We start from the raw sequence: 23,319 nt of genomic DNA on the forward strand, positions 1-23,319 counted from the left end.
CAACATAGACTTGGATTCATTATAGGTGCTGCACAATGCCATTACTAGCATACGCATTCAAGAAATAGTGTCTCTTTTCAAGAAATTTCACTTAAATATTGGTACTTATTTCCTATTTATGGAGCTATTTTTTTCGTGTTGACAGCCGAATTTGATTCGCATAACATTTACTTTATGAACCAGATATATACCAATAATTCATTGTATTTAGGAATTGAAAGGAGTTGATCCGCGCGTACTGATCTTTCAAATGCCTACGATGTAAGCGGTCACAAAGCAAACATAGTGCATCAGCGAGACTGACATCAACCTGTCTATGGACAGAAAATTGAAAGAAGGTGATGTTGATGGATACGTACAAAGGCAAAACATTCAGAAGGCAGCATGGTGTGTTTGGACTCATCGCTATACTCTTCTTAGCTTTTCTTCTTCCTTCTCAAACACGGGCAGCTAGTCCGATAGAGATGATTCCGGTGCCAAACAGCGGATTCGAGCAAAATTTGATCGCAGGTAAAATTCCTAGTTGGAGCGCTTTCGGTTTAGCCTCAAGTCTTTCCTTATCGGAGACGACTGTGTTTGCGGGTACGAGAAGTCTCAAGATGAGCAAACCCAGTACAGGTGGACTCGGCGCAGAAAGCGCGAGGATGGCAGTGACGTCTGGCCAATCCTATGAAGCAAAAATTAAGCTGTATCTGGAAAACTATAGCGGTGGTACTCCTGCTTTATGGATACGCTGGTATAATGCCGCAGGTCAGTTTATGAACAAACAGGCCACGTTTAACCTTACCAATCCTGCTTTAAACACTTGGCTCGACGTTCGTGTATCTGGCACTGCACCTGATGGAGCCACATTTGCAACAATTTTTCCATACGCATCTTCCAGCGTACTTATGACAGCCTATGTGGATGAAGCACTATTTTATCGAATCGATCCAAATGAAGTCAGTGTCAATAACCCAGGCTTTGAAGAAGCGGCATCAGGGGCTAATATACCTGGTTGGGAGTTATATCCAGGAACGCCTCCCAGCGCTGTGTCCGTCACCAGCACACAGAAAAAAAGCGGCGAATCCAGTCTTCAGCTGCTAGATACGTACACGGATAAAGCCGTCGGACTTAGTACCCAAGCAATTGGTGTTCACCCGAATGGCAGATATGAAGCCAAAGCGAGTGTACACTTAGTGTCTGGAGGAGCCGTCAACCTATACATTAAATTTTACGATGGAGCGGACAAAGAAGTCGGCACGACATCCCGGTCCTTTAGTACACCGCTAAATACTTGGAGCGATGTGCTCAAAGTAGAAGGCATTTCACCCGACTTGGCAGTCAAAGCAAAGGTGTTACTGTATTCAGGGGTAGGCACATTAAGCAACGTGTATTTTGACGATATTTCGTTTACTTATAAAAATGAGGCATTAGTGCTGCCTTTCGCTTACGAGAATGCCATCAATTTGGGCAAAGCGACGCTGACGTCCACGACAATGGGAGGAGCTATCGGCAACGGCGAGATCTATTTCGTAGCTAACGGCAATCCCGGAACGTTTTATGCTGTTGATGCTGCCACAGGTACGATCAACTTCCAGGAGCAAGTTCCAGGGACCACAGAAACTTGGGCTGTTACGGTTGGTGCCGACAACAACGTCTATTTCGCTGCAACAGCGAACCGCAACTTCTGGAAATTTGATACACGACCGGATCATCGTAACATCACCCTGGTTGGAAGCAACCCTGCGGACAATTTCGTTTGGGATTTAGACGCAAGCTCTGACGGACTCATTTATGGCTCCACCAGCTCAAATGCCAAAGTTTTTACTTACAATACCCAAACGCAATTATTTACTGATCAGGGACGTATGCATGACACTGAGCAGTATGCCCGGGGTGCTGGGGTAACTGACCAATACTTATATGTTGGGATCGGCTCAAAGAAACATTTGATGCGCATCGATCGAAGTACTGGTGTGAAAACGGAAATTGCGATGCCATTCACAGGTCTGGACGACTTTGTTCATAACATTGCTCCCTATAACGGCTTGCTTTATGTGACGCATGGCACTTCACTTGCTGTTGTTAATGAGCAGACACTAGAAGTTATTAAACAAGTACCTAATTACTCTCTTGAAGCGTTTGATGGCAAAATTTCACCCCCATCCCCTTACAATTCGAATCTACTTTACTACCGAAATAAGGTTTCAAATAATTTATGGTCCTATAACGTTGCGACTAATAACGTTCAACAGGTGACTTCTCCGAATTCGCTGCCTGAGAACGGGACCCGAGCTTTTGGCTGGGTTACGCTGTCTGGCTCAGGTCAAGTTTTGGCAACCTTGTATGATGACGGGAAATACACGCTCTTTAATCCCAATGATAATTCAATTCAAACCATCACCGTACCCGTGACCAAAGACGGCGTGAATATCCAAAGCATGGCGGCAGGCTCAGACCAGAAGCTGTATCTGGGAGGCTTCATCGACGGCTTGAGTGTGTTTAATCAAGCAACACAAACCTATGACGTGCAAGCTTCTTCCCCATTCTCACCGCACCAAGTAGAAGAAATCGGCTTCCTCAACGGCAAAACCTATTTCGGTGCTTACAGCGGAGCTCGCATCTATGCCTACGATGCAACTCAACCCTATAATTACGGGAATACGCCTACGTCGAATCCAAAGCTGGTTTACACGATTCCGAATGGCCAAGACCGGCCCTATGCTTTTACTTCCGGCGATAACAAGTTATTCGTTGGGACAGTACCGGTTTACGGCAACTTGGGAGGCAGCTTGACTATCTACAATGATACGACGGGTACATGGCAATCGAACCGTCACGTAGTAACGGATCAAAGCATTATCTCTCTTGCTTATAAGAACGGCATCCTCTACGGTGGGACGTCCATCGAAGGCGGTCTTGGCTCAGCTCCTGCCAAAGTACCTGCAACAGCAACGGAACCGGAACATACTGTACATGCCAAATTGTTTAAATGGGATGTCGCCACGAGCACCAAACTTGGCGAGTTTGAACCCATCATTCCGGGCTTATCCTCTCCTCGCTTGCTAGGTGGCTTGTCCTTCGGACCTGACGGTCTGTTATGGGGCATTGCTTGGGGAACAGATGATCAAGGAAGTTCCATTTATGCGTTATATGCTATAAATCCAAGCACCGATGCGATTGTGAAAAGCAAGTTGATGTATGCCGGTGCAAGTGGCGGCAGTACGTGGCGGTCCTTCTATTTACGTTGGGGCCAAGACGGCTTGCTGTACACGACCATTGCGCGTTATGTCACTGCTTTCGACCCTGTCACGCTGAACTATCGCACACTTGTTGATAATCAAACGAACCTCATGGATGTGGGTATGGATGGCAGCATCTACTACACATATTTGACAAACTTATACAGGTTGCCGGTCCGTCTTGCTCAAACATCTATCGCGATGGCCGATGTTTCGCTGCAGGAAGGAACCAGCGAACCTATCCTCGCTTCCGGGCTTCTGGAGAATGGATTGCCCGCGATTTTAGCAGGAAGCACCATCACTTACACGAGCAGCGACCCAACCGTACTATCCATCGTAAACGGTCAGGTGAAGGCGATTAAAGAAGGAGCGGCTAGTGTATTTGCGGACATTACATTGAACGGGAGAACCAAGCGATCGAATACGATCGGCCTTACAGTCCAGCCCAGCCCTGCATCGGCAGATTTGAGTGCCATTAGCTTAAGCAGCGGTTCGCTGAATGAACCTTTTTCACGGGAAGCGACTAGCTATACACAAAGCGTGGCTGCAGGCGTATCGGCAATATCAGTGACGGCATCCGTTTATGATACAGCGTACGCTACGGTAACCGCGAGCGTGTATAACAGCAGCAACTCACTAGTGCTTGGGCCGATCGACTTAACGAGCGGGTTGGCAAGTTCTTCGCTTCCTTTGAGCACTGGATCCAATACGATCAAACTCACCGTCACAGCCAGAGACGGATCGACGAAAGTGTATACAGTCCTAGTAACGCGCGCCTTGTCGGGGAATGAAACCCCTCCGGCGACCGCCGTTAAGGTTGAGTTGAAGGACAGCACAGGCCAACCGCTCAGCGGTGGCGTCGTTAGTTATTATGACGGAGGCTGGAAAGAGTTTGGCGTCACCGACACATCTGGTTCGGTCAGCAAACCCTTATCGAACAAAAGCTATACCTTCGCCATCATTTACGAAGGCACGCGCAATCAGTTAACTCAAAACACAAGCACAAGCCCCATCATTACGTTTCAGACCGTTAATGTCCAAGTTCAGTTTACGAATAGCCAAGGCCTTCCACAGGGAGAAGGAACCGTGTCCTATTATGGCGGAGGTTGGCGAACATTTGGTTCAATAAGTGCTGGCGTAGCCAACAAAGAATTGTTGGCCGGCTCTTACACGTTTGCCATTAATTTTGATGGAGCGATCAATCAAAAAGTTCAAAATATTGGAACAGACCCCCTGCTCGTATTCCAAACTGTTCCGGTTAAGGTAAACCTCAAGAATAGCCTTGGCAACCCGCTAAGCGGCGGAAGTATCAGTTATTACGCGGGAAGCTGGAAGTCCTTAGGCTTGACGAATAGCGCAGGCGAAGCCGGCAAAGAACTGCTGGCGAATACCTATACCTTCTCAATGAATTATGAAGGCACCTTGAACCAGAAGGTGCAGCATGTGGGAACAGATCCCATCGTCGCCTTCCAAACCATACGTGTTAACGCACAATTAAAGGATGCACAAGGTAATCCACTGGACGGTACTCTCTCGTATTACGGGGGTAGCTGGCGTTCTTTCGGAGCGACGACCAGCGGCGAAGCAAGTAAGGAATTATTGGCTGGCACGTATACCCTAAGCGCCATTACCGGAGGAATTAGGAAGGAAATCATCGCTAACACGGTCACAAACCCAACGGTTGTTTTTCAATATTAATGTTAAAAGGGGTAGAGGATCCCATGATCCCCTACCCCTTTCCTTTTTTTTACCCTAATTCGTCTTGCTGCAGAGCTTCTTTCAACCTTCGAAATACGGTTTCAAAATCATCAAGTCTCGCCCAATACAGCTTGAATATGCGCCTCATCGTTTCCAACTCACGGAAGGTCACATTCATGTCTGAATAGAGGCGGAATGTAGGAATGATATCCCGATACATCATAAACCTGCTGGGGCGGGACATCTCCTCCTGCCCACGCCATTCCGCGAATGCCTTAACGCTCGGAAGGCTAAGCGTATGTCTGCGTATTTGAAGCTGCGTCTCGTCTGATAAAAGAAAATCAATTAGCGCCTGTGCCGCTTGTTTATGATTGCTCTTTTTGTTGAGAGCAAGTCCGATCATGACCAATTGCGTTCTTGCTTCTTCTGAATAAGGAAGCGGTGCGATATCGTAATCAAACCCGGCATTGCGCAAATGATTAAGGCTATAATAGCTCGTGACAATCATGGAAGCTTTTTGCTGCACAAAGTACATTTCGCAATCGGAATCCTGTTCAGACAAGTAGGAGCTTTCCGGATTCAATCCCTCAAACAATTGCAGGCTTAAGCGCATCGACTCCCGAAATGCTTCATTGTCCAGTATGAGCTTGCCGCGTTCATCGCGATCAAAAACGACCTTATTTTGCAGCAGGAAGAGCGGCCAACGATTAATAGATTGCAAATGAAAAAAAAGTCCGAACCTTTCATGTTTATGTGACAAGACACGCGCAGCGCGCTGTACATCGTCCCAATTCCAACTGCTGTCCGGCTCAGGCAGATTGGCTTCCCTGAAATGATCTTTGTTGTAACACAAGATAATCGGTGAAAATGTGAATGGCTGCACATATAGATTACCAGCACTTTTAAACGGCCTCATCAGAAAACTATACACACCTTCTCTTGGTTGAAGCGGTTCCAAAATTTCCTCTACGGCTCCCGTATCCGTAAAAGCCTCGTAGTTCTGCAAGTTTAGCGTGAGCACATCCAGTCCATCTCTCTCCATCACTTCTTGCATATTCTGTGTAAAATACGAACTCGAAAGTGGAATCATGTGAAGTTCGATATGCGGATTTTGTTGTTTAAACGTATCGACTAGCTGTAAAAGATTGGCTTCCAGCGTAAGGGTCGGGTAATACCCGAACTTTAATGTCAACTTCTCGCATAACCCTGCACCGACTACGCGTGTGCCGATTCGTGGCACTTTTTCAATCATTTCTTGTGCGAGTAATTGATCCAACCCTTTGCGGATCGAGTTTTTACTCAGGTTATACTCCTCCGCAAGCGTTAATTCGGATGGCAAGTAGTCACCCGGCTGCAGTTTTCCGGTTACGATGTTATGGCGCAGAGATGCAATCATCTCCTCCAATCGTGTTCGAAAAGTAGATCGACTAGGTTTACCCATCATGAAACTATGAACCTCCGGGTCCTTCTTTATTGGTATGTATCTGGGTTATATTATAGCGTAATAAGGCTTGGATTGTCATTTCAATTCCCCTCTCCTACACCACGGAAATCTATAATTTCCTAATTCTAGTTATTACATAGATCAGTACGTAACTAATGATTAAAACCATAAACATGAACTTACAGAAAGAAAAAATGTGATAGAGCTTACTCTTATCCGTTAACATGATAACTAATTCTTTCAAAATATAACCTGGTCGCATGATCACATCCCAACTATTCCATCGAACGAATCTGCCAATGTAGATGCCGAAACTACTTAGCATGAGAACGATAATAGCAAAAGTCCAGCTAGCCATAACTCCAAAAGATACTCTCACCAAATTCTGAACTGAAAAAAGCGAATACGCTCCCAGTAGTAGGCCTAGCATAGCAATAGTAAATATTGTAAATAAATGCTGCCAAAACACGACATCTGTCCAAAAACGCTTTGTTGGGTCAAAACTGTACCTTACGAATACATGAAGTAAATCTGTCACAAGGTATGGCGCATTTGGAAAGAAGAACAACCATGAGGCACCGACCAATATCAATAATACTGCACGCATTTTCTTACGGGTATAACTAAATATTAGATCTAGAATTACGGCAATTCCTACCGGTACCCATGCAAGAAATGTATCCCAAAAGATAAATAAATAGGGTCTATTTCCTGATGGAGATTGGATGTTATAGACACTTATTAAACTAATCAAAGTAGCAACACTCAGGACAATAATAAGATAAATCTTTCCTGGGTAATTTAAAGTTTTTAGTTTTTCCAAAATTAACCTCCTTGATTAATATTCAAAAATTGGCGAGGGCTCTATTAAGAGAAAGAGCAGCCGGTTTAAGAACCTACTGCTCCTAATTGCTTTAGTTTGTATCTATGTTGAATACATTCTACTTAAAGGGAACATTTTCCTTTTATTAATTAAAAAAGGCTACCTCGCGGCAGCCCTTAACGAATGTGAATATGCTCAAAAGTTCCCATCCTTTATCTCTATCCTGTTACCTTCTGGATCAATAATAACGCCAATGGTTCCCCAATCCAATTTTCTTACATTAACAGCTACTCCTCTATGCTGAAGTTCAAGCACGGTTTGGTCAAAATCATCAACATCAATTCTTAAACATACTGAACTTTGCGCTCTAGTTTTCTCACGCTGCGATGCTACTCCCCTTCCTTCAATTAATAAGTAACTATTCCCAAAATCTAAAAATGACAAATCTTCTTTTTGTAATCGTAATGGTAATCCAATTTTATTTACATAATAGTCCACTGCCTTCTCATAGTTCTCTGTAAACAAAATAATTCCCGATTCTTTAATTTCCATTGGTTTTCCTCCTTTAAATAAGAATGCGCATAATTAATATACTTACTATACATTTATGTTTATAAAGTAGCAAGAAATTTCTGGGAAATCAAAAAAGACCCTCAGCGATTTGCCTTACCGATTATTTCCCGCTCAAATGATAGATGAGTTGCACAACACCAGAAGAGAACGTTCTTGTATTCACTATTTTCAAATTCAACCTCTGTTTAATATCAGTAAACAACGGTTTTCCTTCTCCCAAAATAACGGGGTGAACAGATAATCTAAATTCATCAACAAGTCCTAAATTAATCAATGTTGTAATTAGGCTTGCTCCACCATATAACCAGATGTCTTTACCAGGCTTATTCTTTAATGTCGTTACTTCTTCAAAAATATTATCATTAATGTAGATTGCTTTAGTATCAGCACCTTTTTGCTTCCTGGAAACCACATATTTTTCTTTACTGTGAATTAAGCTCCACATTTCTTTGTCAGAATCAGCTTGTTCAATCTCTGGCGTAAATTGTCCCCATAAATCATAGCTTTTTCTGCCATACAATATGGTATCAATATCGTTTAAGAAATCAACAAATCCCATCTCAGGATCCATAATGCACCAATCAACTTCCCCGTTTTTCCCTTCAATAAAACCATCTAAAGTAACTGCTAAGTCTAATATTATTTTTCGTTTCAAGAGTTGTTGCTCCTTTCGTTGATCTATCACCTAGTATAGACCTCGAATATGTCACCTTGTGTCATAATAAAAAAGCCGCGTTGCACGCGGCTATAATTGAGATATATTTATGTCAGAAATTCGTTAAGATTTCTTTATGGTGTAAAATCCAAAGCGTTCGATTTCCTCAAGAGCTTTACGTCCAAAGGACTCTACAAGCTCGTCGGCTCGGATTTTAGTTCCCCCTAGCGTTAGCCCGTCCCAGCGAACAATTCGACCGTCCTTAACCAAAAAATAATCATCCATATTATTACCTCCCGAATAAAATTTTTGGAAATCTCTGAGTGCTTGGATACGCAGTGCATTTATTTGCCTATCCATATTTTAGCACATTCTTACTTATTTTATTATCTCCTTTAAAAGCCGACTCACACGTTTAGAGAAGTCTTCTATTCGAAAATTTGCCGTATCGATGCGGTTATACCAGTTCGTTATGGTTTCCAAGATCCACAAAGGTACTTGTACGTCGCTGATAAGATGATAAAAATGATTGTAAGCCCACATTAAATGTTCCCATCGATTATCGCTACCTTCCTTGATATACTCCGATACATCAAGCACTTTTCCTCTTCCCTCATGCAAAAGAACGTTTTTTAAATGAATGTCCCTTGGGTTCAGCCCTTGACTTCGGACAAACTCGCGAGCTTCCTCTATGTCTTTGATCGCTTGCATCGGAATAGAAACACCTTGCAGAAGACAATCGAAAAAGGTAACTCCTTTTTCATAACTTAATATTAAATAATTAGGTCCGGTTCCGTAACATCGGGGGAAATACGGTGAACCCGTTAAACGTTTGTATATACCTGCCTCCACGTCCTTTTTTTCTAAAGATTTATCGGAATAAACTTTATATGCATAATCGGGCGTGTTCGGGTAATAAAAGACCGCTGCATCTGTCCCAACACCAATACAACGTAAATCTTCGGAAAACCGAATGACAGAAACAGGCTTATTGTCCTCATAACCAACAATCTCAACATCCTTCAATGCTTCCTCAGCTTGTTTCCATTCTGGAATCATTTCCATCTTCTCCTAGTTGTTGATTCGAATGAAGTTCCACTGCTCAAAGTCTTTTGAATTTTTTTACATTTCAATACGTTTTTCAAATGTGAAAGTTTCAATTCCCTGTATCAATAAAATCACAACAGGCTGCCGAGTATATACGGCAGCCTGTTGTATTAGGGTATTATGGGCTTAATAAATCACTCACACCTACACCTTTGTTTCACAATCGATCATAACGTAAATGGTGTTCCCTTTATGTTCATTGCGCAGCTTAAACCCTTCGGCAATCTTATTCAAGTGAACCACATGTGTAATCAGTTCCTCCGTATTAACCAAACCATCCAGGACAAGCTGGAGTCCTCTATCAAAAAAGTGGCGATTATCGATATCTCGCTTCGGTTCCGTTGAGAAGATGTCGAGCCTTTACCTTTACCCGTACTTCCCCTTCAGCAGGCTCGGGAATTAGTGCTCTTTTTAACGAGATATTCCCAATCTCTTCCACAACCGCGCATAACTGCGTACCCTCGCCATCATAATCGACCAGGTGCATGGGTGGAACCGACATTTTTCTAACCATTCACACTCCTATCGTTTAACTTTCCAAGTACATGCTGTGCCATTATTTTGTAGCCTTCTGCATTCGGATGAAGTTGGTCTGGAAGGAAGTCTACATAAGCTTCTCCCATGATATCTAAACCGTCTACATACGTAAGGTTTAAATCCCCGTAAGCAGATAGGATATTCACCGCTTCTTGGATCTCTTTCCTCATGGTTACCAAACTCATTCCTACTAGGTTTTCGTCCTTTTCCCTGTGAGGACAATAAATAGGAGAAAATAAAAAGATAGGCGTGTAGCGATGCTTTTCCCGAATGATCGATACCATACCAATGATGGCAGAACGAAACGTCCGGATATTTAACGTATGGCCCCCCATCACATTAATGCCGAGACACAAGGAAATGACGTCTGCTGGAAGGTCACGAATGACGCGTGCAACCATAGGTTCCAAATGACATTGTCCAGCAAACCCCATACAGGTGAGGTCCCAACCTTTGTGGCGTGCAACGATTGCCGGCCACGTATGAGCTGGACTTTCCGCTGTGTTGCATTGTGTTATGGAGCTGCCGTAGGTAACCCACCGAGGCTGATTGTATGGCACAGGCACTGCCGATGCACCGACATCGACCTTTAGCGATTTCAAGATGACGGCAGCATTTTGCGTAAAATAAAGTTCAACCCGCTTCATACTTCCTTGTAAATTTGTAAATAAACAATTCTCATCTCCTGCTAGGAGAGTATCGGTACCGATCAATTCATCTTCAATAACGATATCAAATTGTCTATCTTGATCTGATCTTGTGACTTGCAGCTCCACCGACGTGGAGTCAGTTAGAAAAGCTAGTCTTATCCCAGCTGTTTCCCCTGCTCTCTCCACTACTTTAGATGCAAATAAGTTGAGCTGATCGTGAGGTAAACGCCATGGCCGGATGCCAGCTTCATTCGTTTCTATAGAAACGGCACCCCGAATCCACGCTTCATTGATTTCAATTGTTTGCATGCTGTATGTCACCTTTCAATCTACACTAGAACTGGAATTACGGACTTATCTTGCAAAATATCACTGCTGGCCTGCATCCATGAGGCTAATTCAGAAGCAAGTCGTTCGATGTTCTCAACCTGTGAAGGATCTGCTGACAAATCATTGGTTTCCCATGGATCATTGAGCAGATCAAATAACTGGATGCGTTCTGTCCCACTGTTCGTAATTGGCGAACGATAATATCGAATCAGCTTCCACCTGCCGTCCGTCACCATCCGCTGCAAATCTCGATACACGGAGCCCACAGTACCACGAACTCCTTCGCTTTCTCCTATCAAGATGGGATGCAGCGATATACCTTCTGTTTCCTCTGGGAGGTTGACCTTGCATAACCCGGCAACAGTCGGGAAAATGTCAATATTACTGGCAAGTGCACGCAGCTGCTTGCCTGCTGGCACACCAGGCCCTTGGAAAATAAGCGGGATGCGCACGCTATGCTCGTAAAGGTTTTGTTTGCCCATCAATCCGTGTTGTCCAACCGCCAAACCGTGGTCCGCCGTATACACGATGAGCGTATTGTCATAGATGCCTTTCGCCTTCAGCGCTTCGATGACCCTGCCAATTTGCGCGTCCAAGTGGCTTATCATCGCGTAATAATCGGCCATATGCTGCCGAATTTCGTCCTCGTCCCTCGGCCACCCCGCAAGCTTTTCGTCCCGCACAACCATATCCCCAGTATCGAATGGATGTTCTCGCATAAAGTTCGGAGGCAGCGTTATATCTGACTTGTCGTACATACTTGCATACGGCTCAGGTGCGGTTCGTGGATCATGCGGCGCCGTATAAGCGACATACAGGAAAAACGGCTGCTTTTCCTGATAATCCTCGATAAAGTTGACTGCCGCGTTGGTAAATAGCTCGGTAGAGAACGTATGTTCCACGTACTCATGCTCCTTCGGATATAGCCCTGACGGGTCATAATCATATACAGGAACCAGGGTATGATCACTCATGCCGTGAAAGTGCAGCTTATCGCCACCCTCGAAACTCCGGGCGAGGCTTGACTTGTCGTTATGCCATTTGCCAACCGCATGCGTGTAATAGCCGGCATCGCGCATCGTCTGCGGCATGAGCCGAACATCCGAGCGAATTACGCTCGAATGTTCCCGGTTCGTCAAATCCTTGCCGATCGTCGCCCGGAAGAGCGGTATACCGGTATGGACGCATGCTCTGCTTGGCGCACAAACCGCTCCGGTAAGAGCACCGAAGATATGCGTATTTCGACATGCTGTTCCACTGGTGACCAGCGAATCCAGCACAGGCGTCTGCACAGCTTCATTGCCGAAAGCTCCGATAGCTTCACCACGATGATCGTCTGCTATAAGAAATACGACATGAGGTCGTTCAGCTAAATCCGTCTTGATAGTTTTATCTTTCATGTTAAAAACTCACTCCCTTGCGACATCATTCTGTATGAGCTGGATGTCGTCTATTTCTTGGCTTTAAATTGGTCATAGGCTTGTTGATAAATTTCCAAGTAGCGTTTAATGTTCATTTTGTCCAGCGTGCTTAAGTAGTTGTTCCACTCTTTCTCAACATCCAGCGAACCTGTGACCGTTTTGGCGAAAAATTCAGTTCTGTAATCGGTCAACGTCTTCTCTAGCGTAGAAAGCTCCTCAGCCTGTTCGTTGGTGAAGAATAATGGTGGTACAATTTTGCTCGGATTCGTTCCAAAAGGCTCGTATTTTTTAGTTTCATTATACAAAACAAGTTCAAGTGAATTTTTCGGATCCGCCGCCACACTTAATCGTAATTCGTTCGTTCTCAGCGATGGCCCTGCCTGCGCCCAGTGGATGTTTTGCAGCTTGCCAAACGTGGCAATCGGTTTCCATACCGCTTGCTTCCCGTTAACGCCAAGCTCGCCTTGTGCTGGACGCACCCACTCCTGATCTGGACGACCCTGTGTACTGCGAAGTGTCGCTTCTTCCGAAAGTAGCAAGTCAGCCATACGGAATGCGGCAGCAGGATTTTTCGCTTTATTCGTAACGACGTATTGTCCTGCAGAAACCGCATAAGGATTGTAGGCCGTAGAACGTATCCCCGTCGGCCCTTTGAGCGGAGGTACGGAGACGTAATCTTTGAATCTCGCGTTATCAACTTCAACAAATACCGTTTGATTTTGTGAAGCAATCGCGCCCAGGATTGGAATTTCAGGGTTCATCCCCATCTGTTTGAGCTGGTTTCTATCTTGTGTAAACGTTTGTGGAGAGATTAAGCCCTCAGCAAACATTTTATTCAAATACTTCAAAGCTTCTTTCCACTCTGGTTGATTAAAGGCAAGTTGAACCTTCCCATCCTTCACAAAGCGCAGGTTGAAATCCTTCTCGATAAAAGCGCTGGGCAGGAATAAATCTAACGTCGAAGATGGTCCATTCGTCGCACCAACAAGCGGGATCTCATCTGCTTTGCCGTTTCCGTTGGGATCTTTTTCTTTAAAAGCTTTGAGCACTTGATAAAACTCTTCCGTCGTTTCTGGCATTTTGAATCCGAGCTTGTCAAGCCATGGTTTATAAATCCACATTTTCTGACCAAGCGAGCAATGGTAACAATCGTTCACCTGTGGAACGGAATAAATTTTACCGTCAGGCATCGTAATCAGATCTTTCACATAGGTAACCTGTTCGAACATCTTTTTCATTTCGACACCATATTTATCGATATAAGGATTCAGCGGAATAAAGACGCCATCTTTCCCATAGATCGATTGCTGAACTGGGGTTACATTCATATTCAACAGCACGTCTGGGTAATCACCACTTGCGAGTGAAACGTTGAGCTTCTCTGCAAATGTTTTTTCCGGAGCGACTTCCCAATCAATATGAATGTTCGTTTTCTCTTCCAGCCACTTGGTGAACTCGTTTGTAGCGAAGTTTTCGACAATGCTGGAACCTTTAACCATAACTTTGAGCGTCGTCTTTTCTTTCGTGATTGGGAATTGGCCTGCTGGTGTTACTTGATCATCGACGACTGCCTCTGTCTTTTGAGCAGCCTCCTTTGATCCGCTGTCTGAACATGCGCTTAGGAGTGCTACTGACGCTGTAATAGCTGCTAAAGCTTTTAACCCTCTTTTCATGTAAAAACCTCCCTTTACCCTTTTAATGAGCCAATCATCATGCCTTTGACAAAATGCCTTTGTATGAATGGATAGATGATGAGCACGGGTAACGTAGACACGACGATAAGGGAAAACTTCAACAGCTCCCGCAGTCCATCCCTTGCCGCTTGATCAGCAATGTCGGTTATCATCGACGCGTCGACCTCGTTTTGCACCAAAATATCCCTTAACACCAACTGAATCGGGTACAACTCCTGATGTTTCAAATAAAGCAATGCGCTGAAATATTGGTTCCAATGTCCTACTGCGTAGAACAAGGAAATCACAGCTATGATTGGTCCTGACAAAGGAAGTACGATCTTTCGTACAAACGTAAAATCACTACAGCCATCCATCTGAGAGGCTTCAAGCAATTCTTCTGGAATGGTCGTTTGAAAATACGTGCGGGCAATGATCATATTCATAACACCAAGTGCTCCCGGAATAATTAAAGACCACCTTGTGTCGATCATACCGAGCTCTTTCACAACCAGATAAGACGGGATCAATCCCCCTGAAAACATCATGGTGAATACGAATAACGCCATGACGGCATTGCGTGGCATAAAATCTTTTCTAGAAAGCGGATAAGCCGCAATGAGTGTAAACAGCACATTGATCGTCGTTCCTACGACGGTATAAAATACCGAATTCAAGAAGCTCGACATAATCAAACGATGCTTAAATACCGCTTCATAACCCGCTAGCGTCGGCTCAACTGGATACAACCAGACTTTGCCGGAAATAACCGCTGTGGATGAGCTAAAAGAAGCACTGACAATGTAAATCAGCGGATATAGAATCGTAATTGTAAAAATGAATAAGATGATGTAATTCACTATTGTAAAAAGCCTGTCATCTGCACTTTCTTTAATGCTTCCCGTCATTGACGCGCCTCCTTCTTACCACAGACTGGTTTGTCCTAATTGTCTAGCTATCCGATTGACGAGTACCAACAGTATCAAATTTATGACTGATTTAAACAACCCAATGGCAGACGAATAGGAATAATTGATTGCGGTTGATGCCAAACCGACTTTATAGACAAACGTATCAATGACCTCAGATGAGCTCATATTCAGCGGATTCTGTAACAGCAACACCTTTTCGAAGCCGATGTCCAACACATGGCCGGTATTCATGATGAGCAGAATGACAGCAACCGGCATAATACCCGGCAAGTCAACGTGCCACATTCGCCGCACTTTATTGGCGCCATCTACAACAGCAGCTTCATGGAGCGAAGGATCGACGGCTGCAAGCGCTGCCAAGTAAATGATGCAGGAAAATCCAACGTTTTGCCATATACCGGACCAGACAAAAACATGTGAAAACCATTCGGGGATGCCCATGAAATTGATGGTGGGTAGTCCGAAATATTTCATAAGCTTCTGAATGAGGCCAACCCGGGGGTCCATCATTTGCAAAATGATACCAACCATAACGACTACGGAAATAAAATGCGGCGCATAGGTGATCATTTGCACGGATTTCTTAAAGAAACGAGAATTGACGTAATTCAGAGAAAGCGCCAGTATGATCGGAAAAGGAAACCCGGCAAATAAACTATAGATGCTGAGCAAGACCGTGTTTTTCATAATCCGAACAAATTCATACGAATGGAAAAAGCGATCAAAATGCTTCAGCCCCACCCATTCACTGCCCCATACGCCTTTTGTCGGAAGATAATTTTTGAACGCAATCAAAGCGCCATACATCGGCACGTACTTGAAAATGATCAAATAAATAATCGGCAGCAGCATAAGCAGGTAAAGCTGCCAATGGTTAGATGCGTTTTTCTTTAGTCTAAATAAGTAATTTTCTTTTTTTACGACAACTGTAGACAATGTGTTACTCTTGCTAGCCGATATGTCCATAAATCCCTCCCTATTTCGATGACCATGATTCGGTATGTGTCATGTACTTCTGTCTATAGCATACAAAAAGTAAGGGATGGCGAGCATTGTGTTCATTTACACCGCTATGACTTTTTTTGCACTGGAAGATGGCATGTGAATCGTAACTTTCGTGCCGATCCCTTGCTCGCTTTGTACAGAAAGACCATACTGCTGTCCGAACACCATCTGAATCCGGTTATGCACATTCAGCAGCCCGATGCTGCCTTCGAAAGTGGGTTGCGTATCCACCAGCTTCTCCGATCGGCTGTTCAGGAGTCGTGTATTTAATTGCTGTAGGGATTCCGTATCGATGCCGCAGCCGTTATCTTGTACAACAACGTAAAAATCAGTATTCTCTTTCCATGCGTCAATAATGATTGTGTGCTTATCTTCGATCCCATAGGGAAATGCATGCTTAAATACATTCTCGACCAAGGGCTGCAGCGTCAAGCGAACCATGCTATCCAGTAAATAGTCCGTAGATATCCGAACATCAATCTCGAATTCGCGTTGGTTGCGATATTTCATAATCGACATGAAATACAGAATGTGTTTAAGCTCATTCGCCACCGTAATTTCCTCCAAATCCGTGCGTATGGAGTAGCGCAGCATATAGGAAAGAGAGCGTACGATGTCTTTGATCTCGCTTGATTTCTGAATAACGGCGTAACAAATAATAATTTCCAAAGTGTTGTACAAGAAGTGCGGATTAATCTGTAACTGAAGTGATTGAAATTCAGCCTGCTGCCGTTTCATTAAATTGTCCTGATTGCGCAGTTCGGTCTCATAAACCCGTTCTACAAGTTCTTCCAACCGAGAGACCATCGTATTGTAGCTGATGATAAGCTGATCCATTTCATCCAGGCTTCCAGTGAGAGGTACTCGTGTCCATAGTCCTTTTGCCGTCTGACGCATCCCTTTCTCCAGTAATCGAACTGGACGAATGATGGATTGACCGAATCCGTAGGCTAGGAATGTGGCTAGAATCAAGGTGATGATACCAACGATTAGCGTGGTTTGCCGCAAGTCTGATATGGGTTGTCGTTGTTCAGAAATGGACATACTTGCCACTAACGTCCAACCGGAGTAGTCGGACTTTCGACTAAAGAATACTCTTCCCGGTTCTCCTGGTAATTCAAATATTTGGTCTTTTTTGGCTTCAACCGTATTGAAGTGCATGCCATTCAGCTGTTTCCCGATTCGGCTCGGATCCGGATGATACAGTATTTTCCCGCGATCGTTAACGATAAAAAAATACCCCGAGTTCCCAAGTTTGATACCCTTCCAGAGCGTGTTTAACTCCCCTATCTTTAGCTCAAAGCCCATTATGCCTTTAAATAGGGTCGATGAAGTTCGATCCGCCAATTTGCGAATGAGTGTAAGATGACCGTCCAGAAATCCGGAATCTTGGATTGTCAGCTTCCCGTTTATCGTGTCGTCTTCTTTCATCTGTTCCACATATTCTTCAAACCCTTTGTAGTTAAAAGGGACAATATGGACATTGAAATCCGTTGCTTTGAATCCGTTATAACCGACGATGTACGTCATTGATATTTCTGGATTGTTAATGAGAACGGGTTGAAATACCCCTTTCATAGCCATTTCGGATGTATAGAAACCAGAAGTTGAATGGGCAGGAAGATCCAGCGCTTCTTTCACGACTGGAGAGATCAGTATTGACAACGTAGCCCGCTCATAGCTTTTCAGAAATAAATCGGTTTCATGCAGGACATTATCAACGATTTGAGTCAACAGTCCTTCATACTGTTTCTCCAATTCGTTGGACGACCGCCAATAGCCCGTGACCCCCACCGTCACTAAGGCCATCGTGATAATGACAACGAAGTAAATGTACACCTTACGTACGAGTCTGCTTTTCATTACTTGATCCCGAGCAACCCGCGATATTCGGTGGGGGAATAGCCAGTTGCCTTTTTAAATACACGCGTAAAGTGCGGGTAGCTTTCGTAACCGACCTCGGCTACAATGTCGATAATTCTGTAATGTGGTACAGCAAGCAGCTGTTTAGCACGATCAATTCGTTTGCGCATCCGGTGTTGTACGAAGGTCTCGTTCGTATGTTTCTTAAAATAATGGCTGAAATAGGTCGGTGTTAAGCCTAGTTTCCCTGCAACCTTGTCCAGTGAAAGCTCCTCATCGAACAAATGCTCATTAATGAACTGAATCGCTGCCTCCAACACATCGATTCTTTCATGGTTCCGATACTCGCTCAGTCTCTGAATCCAGCTTCTGATTTCAGTCTGAAACATTTCGTACGTAATCGTGATGGCCATGTTCTCATCTTCAAACGGCTTCGCCTCAATCCTGTAAGCCCCTCTGGCATTCAGTTTCTTGTGAAGCAGCCTGACAGCGTCGGATACTCGCAAGTGTTGTTGGAGCTCCGTATCAACGTCGAACAACTCCCGTTTGCCCTCTTCAAGTAATTCGTCCACCCGAACCTTGTCCATGGTCCAAATAGCTTCCTCTAATTGATCGATCCACTGTTCAAAATGGGTGAAAGAAATAAGCGCAGCTTCCCGCATGGAAAGCATTTTATCCAAGACTGGAAAAAGCTCAATTTCTGTAATCGGCTTCAATAAATATTCCTGTACACCGTACGACATACATTTTTGTGCATATGCAAAATCCCCGTATCCGGAAAGCACAACGACTTTGGTGAATAGCTTAAGCTGTTGAATATGTCGGCAAAGCTCTAGACCATCCATCCGAGGCATTCGAATATCGGTCATCACTACGTCAGGAGGTTTAGCCATAATGTTCGACAATGCTGATTCACCATCAGTAAATGTCACGATCTCACTAAACCTGCTATATTCCTCGATCAGTGTCTTGAGGCCAATTCCGATGATAGGTTCATCGTCAACAATACAAATTCTAGCCATTCAATCGCCCCCCTCGTGTTTCAAAAAAATGAAAACCTTCGATCGCCTCGACAAGTGGGCATACCTTAATTATGTTACGATTCCCTTTCATCTGAATACCCATCAAAACCTAAACAGCGTCATCAAAATCGAAACTGCCAACCTTTAATATTTCGAATGGGTATGCAAAATAAAGACAGACCACTCGGCAAGATTACCGAGCGGCCTATTCATGTTTGAATAATCGAATATATCAAAGACTGCAAAGCGCATTATTGAATCGGCAGCCCATACAGACGCCACGGCTTGTTTCCTCCAAAATATCCGCATAAATGACTCTCTGCAGGTACTGGGGCAATTTCCCATGAACATGCATCGGTAGCTATATGATTAGCGTTGTAGAGTACAGCTTCCTCGCCTTGCGGCAATTCAAGCTCATACACGCCTCCCCCTAGAGAAAGAAGCTGAACCACCGAACTTGCAGACATACGAATGTCACCTATCATATCTGTTTTAATGCGGCATGGCTGTCCGGCCAAGCTTTTTACTCGAATCCACACGGTTGCTCCTTCGGATCGCGTTGCACTTATTTCAAATGCGCCCTCGGTTCGCAAATTATGAAACACAACTTCTTTCCATGCAGATGGAACGGCAGGGAATACTCGGATCTCTTCTCCCCAGCTTTGCAGCAGCATATCGTGGATAGCTTCGGCTCCAGCGAGCGGTGACTCGATGACCGGGCCTGCTTCCCTGTACATCGTGTTCGGCTTCAGTAGATGGATCAGCGTCTTCAAGTACTTGAGCGATTCGTCCCCTTCCCCCACTGCAGCAGCAATGGAAGCAGCACCAGTAAACGTGAACCCGCGCAAATCACCTTCACGGGCAAACCAATGGCGTAGTGAGCGTATAATGAGCTCTCGTTCCTCAGGCGTATCACCGCTCATCAGATGAAGCGGGAAGACAGCCATCAAATGGCTGAAATGCCGATGACCGAATTCCAAAGGCTGGTCAGCCCCAATCATGAAGCCAGTCTCATCGACAGGCAGCGGTGTTAATTGCGCCAACGTCTCCTCCCAACGTGCGCATCCAGCGTCCTCTATATCAAGAATGCTGCTAATACGCAGTAAAGTTTGGCAGCCCCAGCGCAGCAAGGCCAGATCATAATGTGTATCTGGTACGGTTAACTGCAGGAACGACCCATATTCTGGCGAGATCATCGGGGGCAGATGCAATTTGCCGTCATCGCCTACCTCCAACAGATGCAAATAATATTGTACACTTCGCTTCAGCAGCGGAAACAGCAATTCCTTAAGCATGGATTCGTCCATCGTATGACGGTAATGTCTCCATAAGTTATGGCATACCCACGTCAAGTTGCCTACTTCGGTGCCCACACTACCGGCCAAATCATAACTCATACTACGGCCCAGCCCTGCTGAGTCTTCGCGGTACTGCTCCGGAACGTTACGAATTAACTGCGCCATATTGTCTTGAAAAGCGTGAATGAGCGATTCGCCAAGTTCCAGACGGCCTGATGTATAAACCGGTGAATAGCTCATCTGTACATTCATGTTGAACCAAACGCCTGCCCATGGTGTAGTCGTGAGCCAAGGTCCTTGGTTGTCCATGATCATCCCATCGGAGCGGGTTGCCGAGGCCAACTTGTACATTTGTATCCAATAAAAGCTTTCAAGTATCGTATCTGGGATGGAAACAAAGCTTTGGCGATAGTAATCATGCCACCAACTCCGATGAACTTCCACCCAAGACTCCCATAGCTGTGTTGATGCAAGGCGAACATTTGATTCAATCCTTTGCTTCACCTGCGTATCGAAACCATTCCCAATCGAAAGCCAAAGCCGGCGAAGGTTTCCCCCTTCTTCTGCCTGCACTTCCATCCATGCCGTCGTACAACCTCCGTCATAGTCAAATCGTTGTACACCAACCGTCAACCCATCCTCATTCGATTGTCGTTCGACTTCTGCTTTTGGGAGGTATTGATTGAGGTTGAAGCCGTCAGCATTTTTCAATACATGGTCAACTTCACTGAATGCATACCACGCCATCTGAGCATCTTTCTCGCCTTCACTTGTTTCCAGTTCTATAGCCAACACCTTATCTAGGCTGTGGATGAAAGCGCGGAGCTTTACTGTGCCAACTGTCGTTGTGATCTCTGCCCGCATCTCCGCATTCCACAAATCAATCCGTATGTTTGACGGTTGATAATACCATCCAGCCAGCTCAAGGTGCAATTCCCCAACCGGGACGCGTGGTGGAAATCCGCCTCCAGGTTTTTGTGCCGTGACGTCCGTACATCCGAGCACAAATCGCAGCACATTGCGTTTTTCCCGATGTTCCTCACTATATATCATGGCCCCGATAAACCCGTTGCCAATAAAAGCTCCCTCGTTCCACGAATTTGGTTTAACGGACCAAGTTAGATCATGTCTCGCCATAAAGGAAGGCCAGTCCACTAATGTCTTAATCATCCAATAATCACAACCTTTCTTGCTTGCTCGCACCGCGCTCAATGTAAATATACGTTTATACAATCGGGCTATCATTGTGTTTATTTGTTGCGATATGACTTTTTTTGCTTTTTGATAGATCAAAAAAAAACCTTCATTCCGCGTTATGCAGAATGAAGGTTTTTAGCTACTTGTTATATCCACAAGAAATGCTTCAGTTGCAACAATTAAATCCGCACCACTAATAAAGATTTGTAGCCCACGCCGACCGGCACTAATACTAACAAGATCCATGGATTTCGCAGATACGTCTATATAGATTGGATATTTTTTCTTAATACCAAGAGGCGATACCCCACCTCTGATATATCCAGTAAGTTGTAGAATCTGCTTTAGTGGCACCATCTCGACCTTTTTATTTCCACTAACCGTTGCTAATCGTTTTAAATTGAGCTCACAATTGCCAGGAATAGAGGCTACCATCACACCAGTTTTATCGCCTTGGACAATTAATGTTTTAAAAATTTGATTAGATAGTACCCCAACCTTCTCAGACACGGTTTGAGCATCTAATTCACTTTCATCCCATTCGTATTCATATAAGGTATAAGTGATTTTAAGTAAATCTAACATTCGACAAGCATTTGTTTTACTCATGTTCGCACCTTTCTATCTGTTACTAAACTGGGACTTATGAGACAACCCCTTTTCGGGAAGTCTACTAGGTAGATAATTATACCACAATTCTAAATTTGCAGGTTTTGCAGTTAATAGGAATTAGCTTACTTTTGTTGAGTTACATTAAAATATATAGTATAATAAACATATCTTGAAAGGAGCGATTCATTATGTCCAATCATACAACTTCATCTATTGAAATAGGAATAAGCACATTTCTCGAGGCTGCTCCAAGAGCTAATGGCATCACGCACGCCGAAAGGCTCCGACAAGCGGTAGAGGAGATTAATTTGGCCGATCAAGTTGGCCTGGATGTCTATGCGATTGGTGAACATCATCGAGCAGATTATGCGAGCTCAGCACCAGCCGTTATTCTGGCAGCAGCAGCTACCACCACTCAACGAATCCGCCTCTCGAGCGCTGTGACCGTATTATCTTCGGATGATCCTGTTCGCGTTTACCAAGCGTTCTCCACTTTGGACGGATTATCCAACGGACGTGCAGAAATTATGGCGGGCCGTGGATCGTTTATCGAATCATTCCCCCTATTCGGGTACGACTTGAACCATTATGACAGCCTATTTGAGGAAAACTTAGAGCTTCTGCTCGAGATCCGCGAATCGGAGAAAGTAACCTGGAAAGGCGGCCATCGCGCTGCAATAAACAACTTAGGCGTTTATCCCCGAGCTGTACAAGAGCCATTACCTGTATGGATCGGAACCGGCGGAAATCCAGAGTCCGCGGTTCGCGCTGGGATACTAGGGTTACCAGTTGTCTTTGCGATTATTGGTGGCATGCCGGAGAGGTTCGCTCCGCTAGTCAACCTCTATAAGGAATCCGCGGCTAAGGCAGGACACGACGTAAACAAACTGCAGATCGCGACGCATTCGCATGGCTTCATATCGGATACGAGTGAGAAAGCCGCCGACTTGTTCTACCCAGCAACCGCAGCAATGATGAACACCATTGGCCGTGAGCGCGGCTGGGCGCCCTACACGCGTGACACGTTCGATGCCGCACGCAGCCTTCGCGGCGCGTTGTACGTCGGCGATCCCGAATATGTCGCGGAGAAGATTGTACTACTCCGCAAGAACCTCGGCATAACGCGCTTCCTTCTCCATGTGGACGTCAGCACCCTGCCGCATCATGAATTGCTGCGTACGATTGAGCTGCTCGGTACGAAGGTCGCACCGATCGTTCGCAAGGAGCTTGATCGTGAGGCAACTCAAGGGTAAAG

General features: G+C 44.8%; 18 protein-coding genes. 2 read left to right on the forward strand and 16 right to left on the reverse strand.

The features are described from left to right. The first annotated feature begins 347 nt into the window (after positions 1–347). On the forward strand, positions 348–4,922 hold the full coding sequence (locus ACSQ8P_RS18545; protein WP_436236520.1) for a cadherin-like beta sandwich domain-containing protein: 4,575 nt from the start codon (positions 348–350) through the stop codon (positions 4,920–4,922). Positions 4,923–4,971: 49 nt separating this feature from the next. Here ACSQ8P_RS18545 and ACSQ8P_RS18550 read toward each other — a convergent pair whose 3' ends face one another. The 16 genes from ACSQ8P_RS18550 to ybaK form a co-directional block, all read right to left on the reverse strand. After that, a complete protein-coding gene (locus tag ACSQ8P_RS18550) occupies positions 4,972–6,366 on the reverse strand; it encodes an extracellular solute-binding protein (RefSeq protein WP_436236521.1) in 1,395 nt (464 codons plus the stop codon). A 109-nt stretch (positions 6,367–6,475) separates the two neighbouring features. Further along, a complete protein-coding gene (locus ACSQ8P_RS18555) occupies positions 6,476–7,189 on the reverse strand; it encodes a DUF1361 domain-containing protein (protein WP_436236522.1) in 714 nt (237 codons plus the stop codon). Positions 7,190–7,384: 195 nt separating this feature from the next. Beyond that, entirely contained in the window at positions 7,385–7,741 is a 357-nt protein-coding gene (locus ACSQ8P_RS18560) for a VOC family protein (RefSeq protein ID WP_436236523.1), read from the reverse strand. Positions 7,742–7,862: 121 nt separating this feature from the next. After that, the gene (locus ACSQ8P_RS18565; protein ID WP_436236524.1) at positions 7,863–8,417 is read right to left on the reverse strand and encodes a dihydrofolate reductase family protein; all 555 of its coding nucleotides are present in this window, start codon (positions 8,415–8,417) and stop codon (positions 7,863–7,865) included. Positions 8,418–8,540: 123 nt separating this feature from the next. Next, positions 8,541–8,702, reverse strand: coding sequence for a hypothetical protein (locus ACSQ8P_RS18570; RefSeq protein WP_436236525.1), 162 nt, complete (start codon positions 8,700–8,702; stop codon positions 8,541–8,543). 93 nt (positions 8,703–8,795) lie between these two features. Further along, positions 8,796–9,476: a serine/threonine protein kinase gene (locus ACSQ8P_RS18575; RefSeq protein ID WP_436239551.1), complete on the reverse strand. Its 681-nt coding sequence runs from the start codon at positions 9,474–9,476 to the stop codon at positions 8,796–8,798. Between the two features lie 364 nt (positions 9,477–9,840). Next, positions 9,841–10,038 (reverse strand): hypothetical protein, encoded by a 198-nt coding sequence (locus ACSQ8P_RS18580; protein ID WP_436236526.1) that lies wholly within the window; start codon positions 10,036–10,038, stop codon positions 9,841–9,843. Further along, entirely contained in the window at positions 10,031–11,020 is a 990-nt protein-coding gene (locus ACSQ8P_RS18585; protein ID WP_436236527.1) for an SGNH/GDSL hydrolase family protein, read from the reverse strand. Before ACSQ8P_RS18585 ends, ACSQ8P_RS18580 begins: the two co-directional genes overlap by 8 nt. Positions 11,021–11,040: 20 nt before the next feature. After that, positions 11,041–12,441: a sulfatase-like hydrolase/transferase gene (locus ACSQ8P_RS18590; RefSeq protein ID WP_436236528.1), complete on the reverse strand. Its 1,401-nt coding sequence runs from the start codon at positions 12,439–12,441 to the stop codon at positions 11,041–11,043. Positions 12,442–12,491: 50 nt separating this feature from the next. Then, entirely contained in the window at positions 12,492–14,135 is a 1,644-nt protein-coding gene (locus ACSQ8P_RS18595) for an ABC transporter substrate-binding protein (protein ID WP_436236529.1), read from the reverse strand. A gap of 14 nt (positions 14,136–14,149) precedes the next feature. Continuing rightward, positions 14,150–15,043: a carbohydrate ABC transporter permease gene (locus ACSQ8P_RS18600; protein WP_436236530.1), complete on the reverse strand. Its 894-nt coding sequence runs from the start codon at positions 15,041–15,043 to the stop codon at positions 14,150–14,152. Between the two features lie 15 nt (positions 15,044–15,058). Then, positions 15,059–16,033, reverse strand: a complete 975-nt coding sequence (locus ACSQ8P_RS18605; protein ID WP_436236531.1) for an ABC transporter permease — start codon at positions 16,031–16,033, stop codon at positions 15,059–15,061. Positions 16,034–16,129: 96 nt separating this feature from the next. Beyond that, complete coding sequence (locus tag ACSQ8P_RS18610) at positions 16,130–17,935, reverse strand: cache domain-containing sensor histidine kinase (RefSeq protein ID WP_436236532.1); 1,806 nt, start codon at positions 17,933–17,935, stop codon at positions 16,130–16,132. Further along, positions 17,935–18,957 carry a response regulator transcription factor gene (locus ACSQ8P_RS18615; protein WP_436236533.1) on the reverse strand — a complete coding sequence of 341 codons (1,023 nt, stop codon included), beginning with the start codon at positions 18,955–18,957 and terminating at the stop codon, positions 17,935–17,937. Before ACSQ8P_RS18615 ends, ACSQ8P_RS18610 begins: the two co-directional genes overlap by 1 nt. A 251-nt stretch (positions 18,958–19,208) precedes the next feature. Next, positions 19,209–21,425 carry a glycosyl hydrolase family 95 catalytic domain-containing protein gene (locus ACSQ8P_RS18620; protein WP_436236534.1) on the reverse strand — a complete coding sequence of 739 codons (2,217 nt, stop codon included), beginning with the start codon at positions 21,423–21,425 and terminating at the stop codon, positions 19,209–19,211. Positions 21,426–21,587: 162 nt separating this feature from the next. After that, the gene (gene ybaK / locus ACSQ8P_RS18625; protein ID WP_436236535.1) at positions 21,588–22,061 is read right to left on the reverse strand and encodes a Cys-tRNA(Pro) deacylase; all 474 of its coding nucleotides are present in this window, start codon (positions 22,059–22,061) and stop codon (positions 21,588–21,590) included. Between the two features lie 191 nt (positions 22,062–22,252). On the opposite strand from ybaK, the gene ACSQ8P_RS18630 reads away from it, so the two are divergent. Continuing rightward, positions 22,253–23,317 (forward strand): LLM class flavin-dependent oxidoreductase, encoded by a 1,065-nt coding sequence (locus ACSQ8P_RS18630; RefSeq protein WP_436236536.1) that lies wholly within the window; start codon positions 22,253–22,255, stop codon positions 23,315–23,317. The last annotated feature ends 2 nt before the right edge of the window (positions 23,318–23,319 follow it).

The organism is Paenibacillus sp. LjRoot153 (assembly GCF_964253085.1).
In the GTDB taxonomy this organism is placed as follows: Bacteria; Bacillota; Bacilli; order Paenibacillales; family NBRC-103111; genus Paenibacillus_E.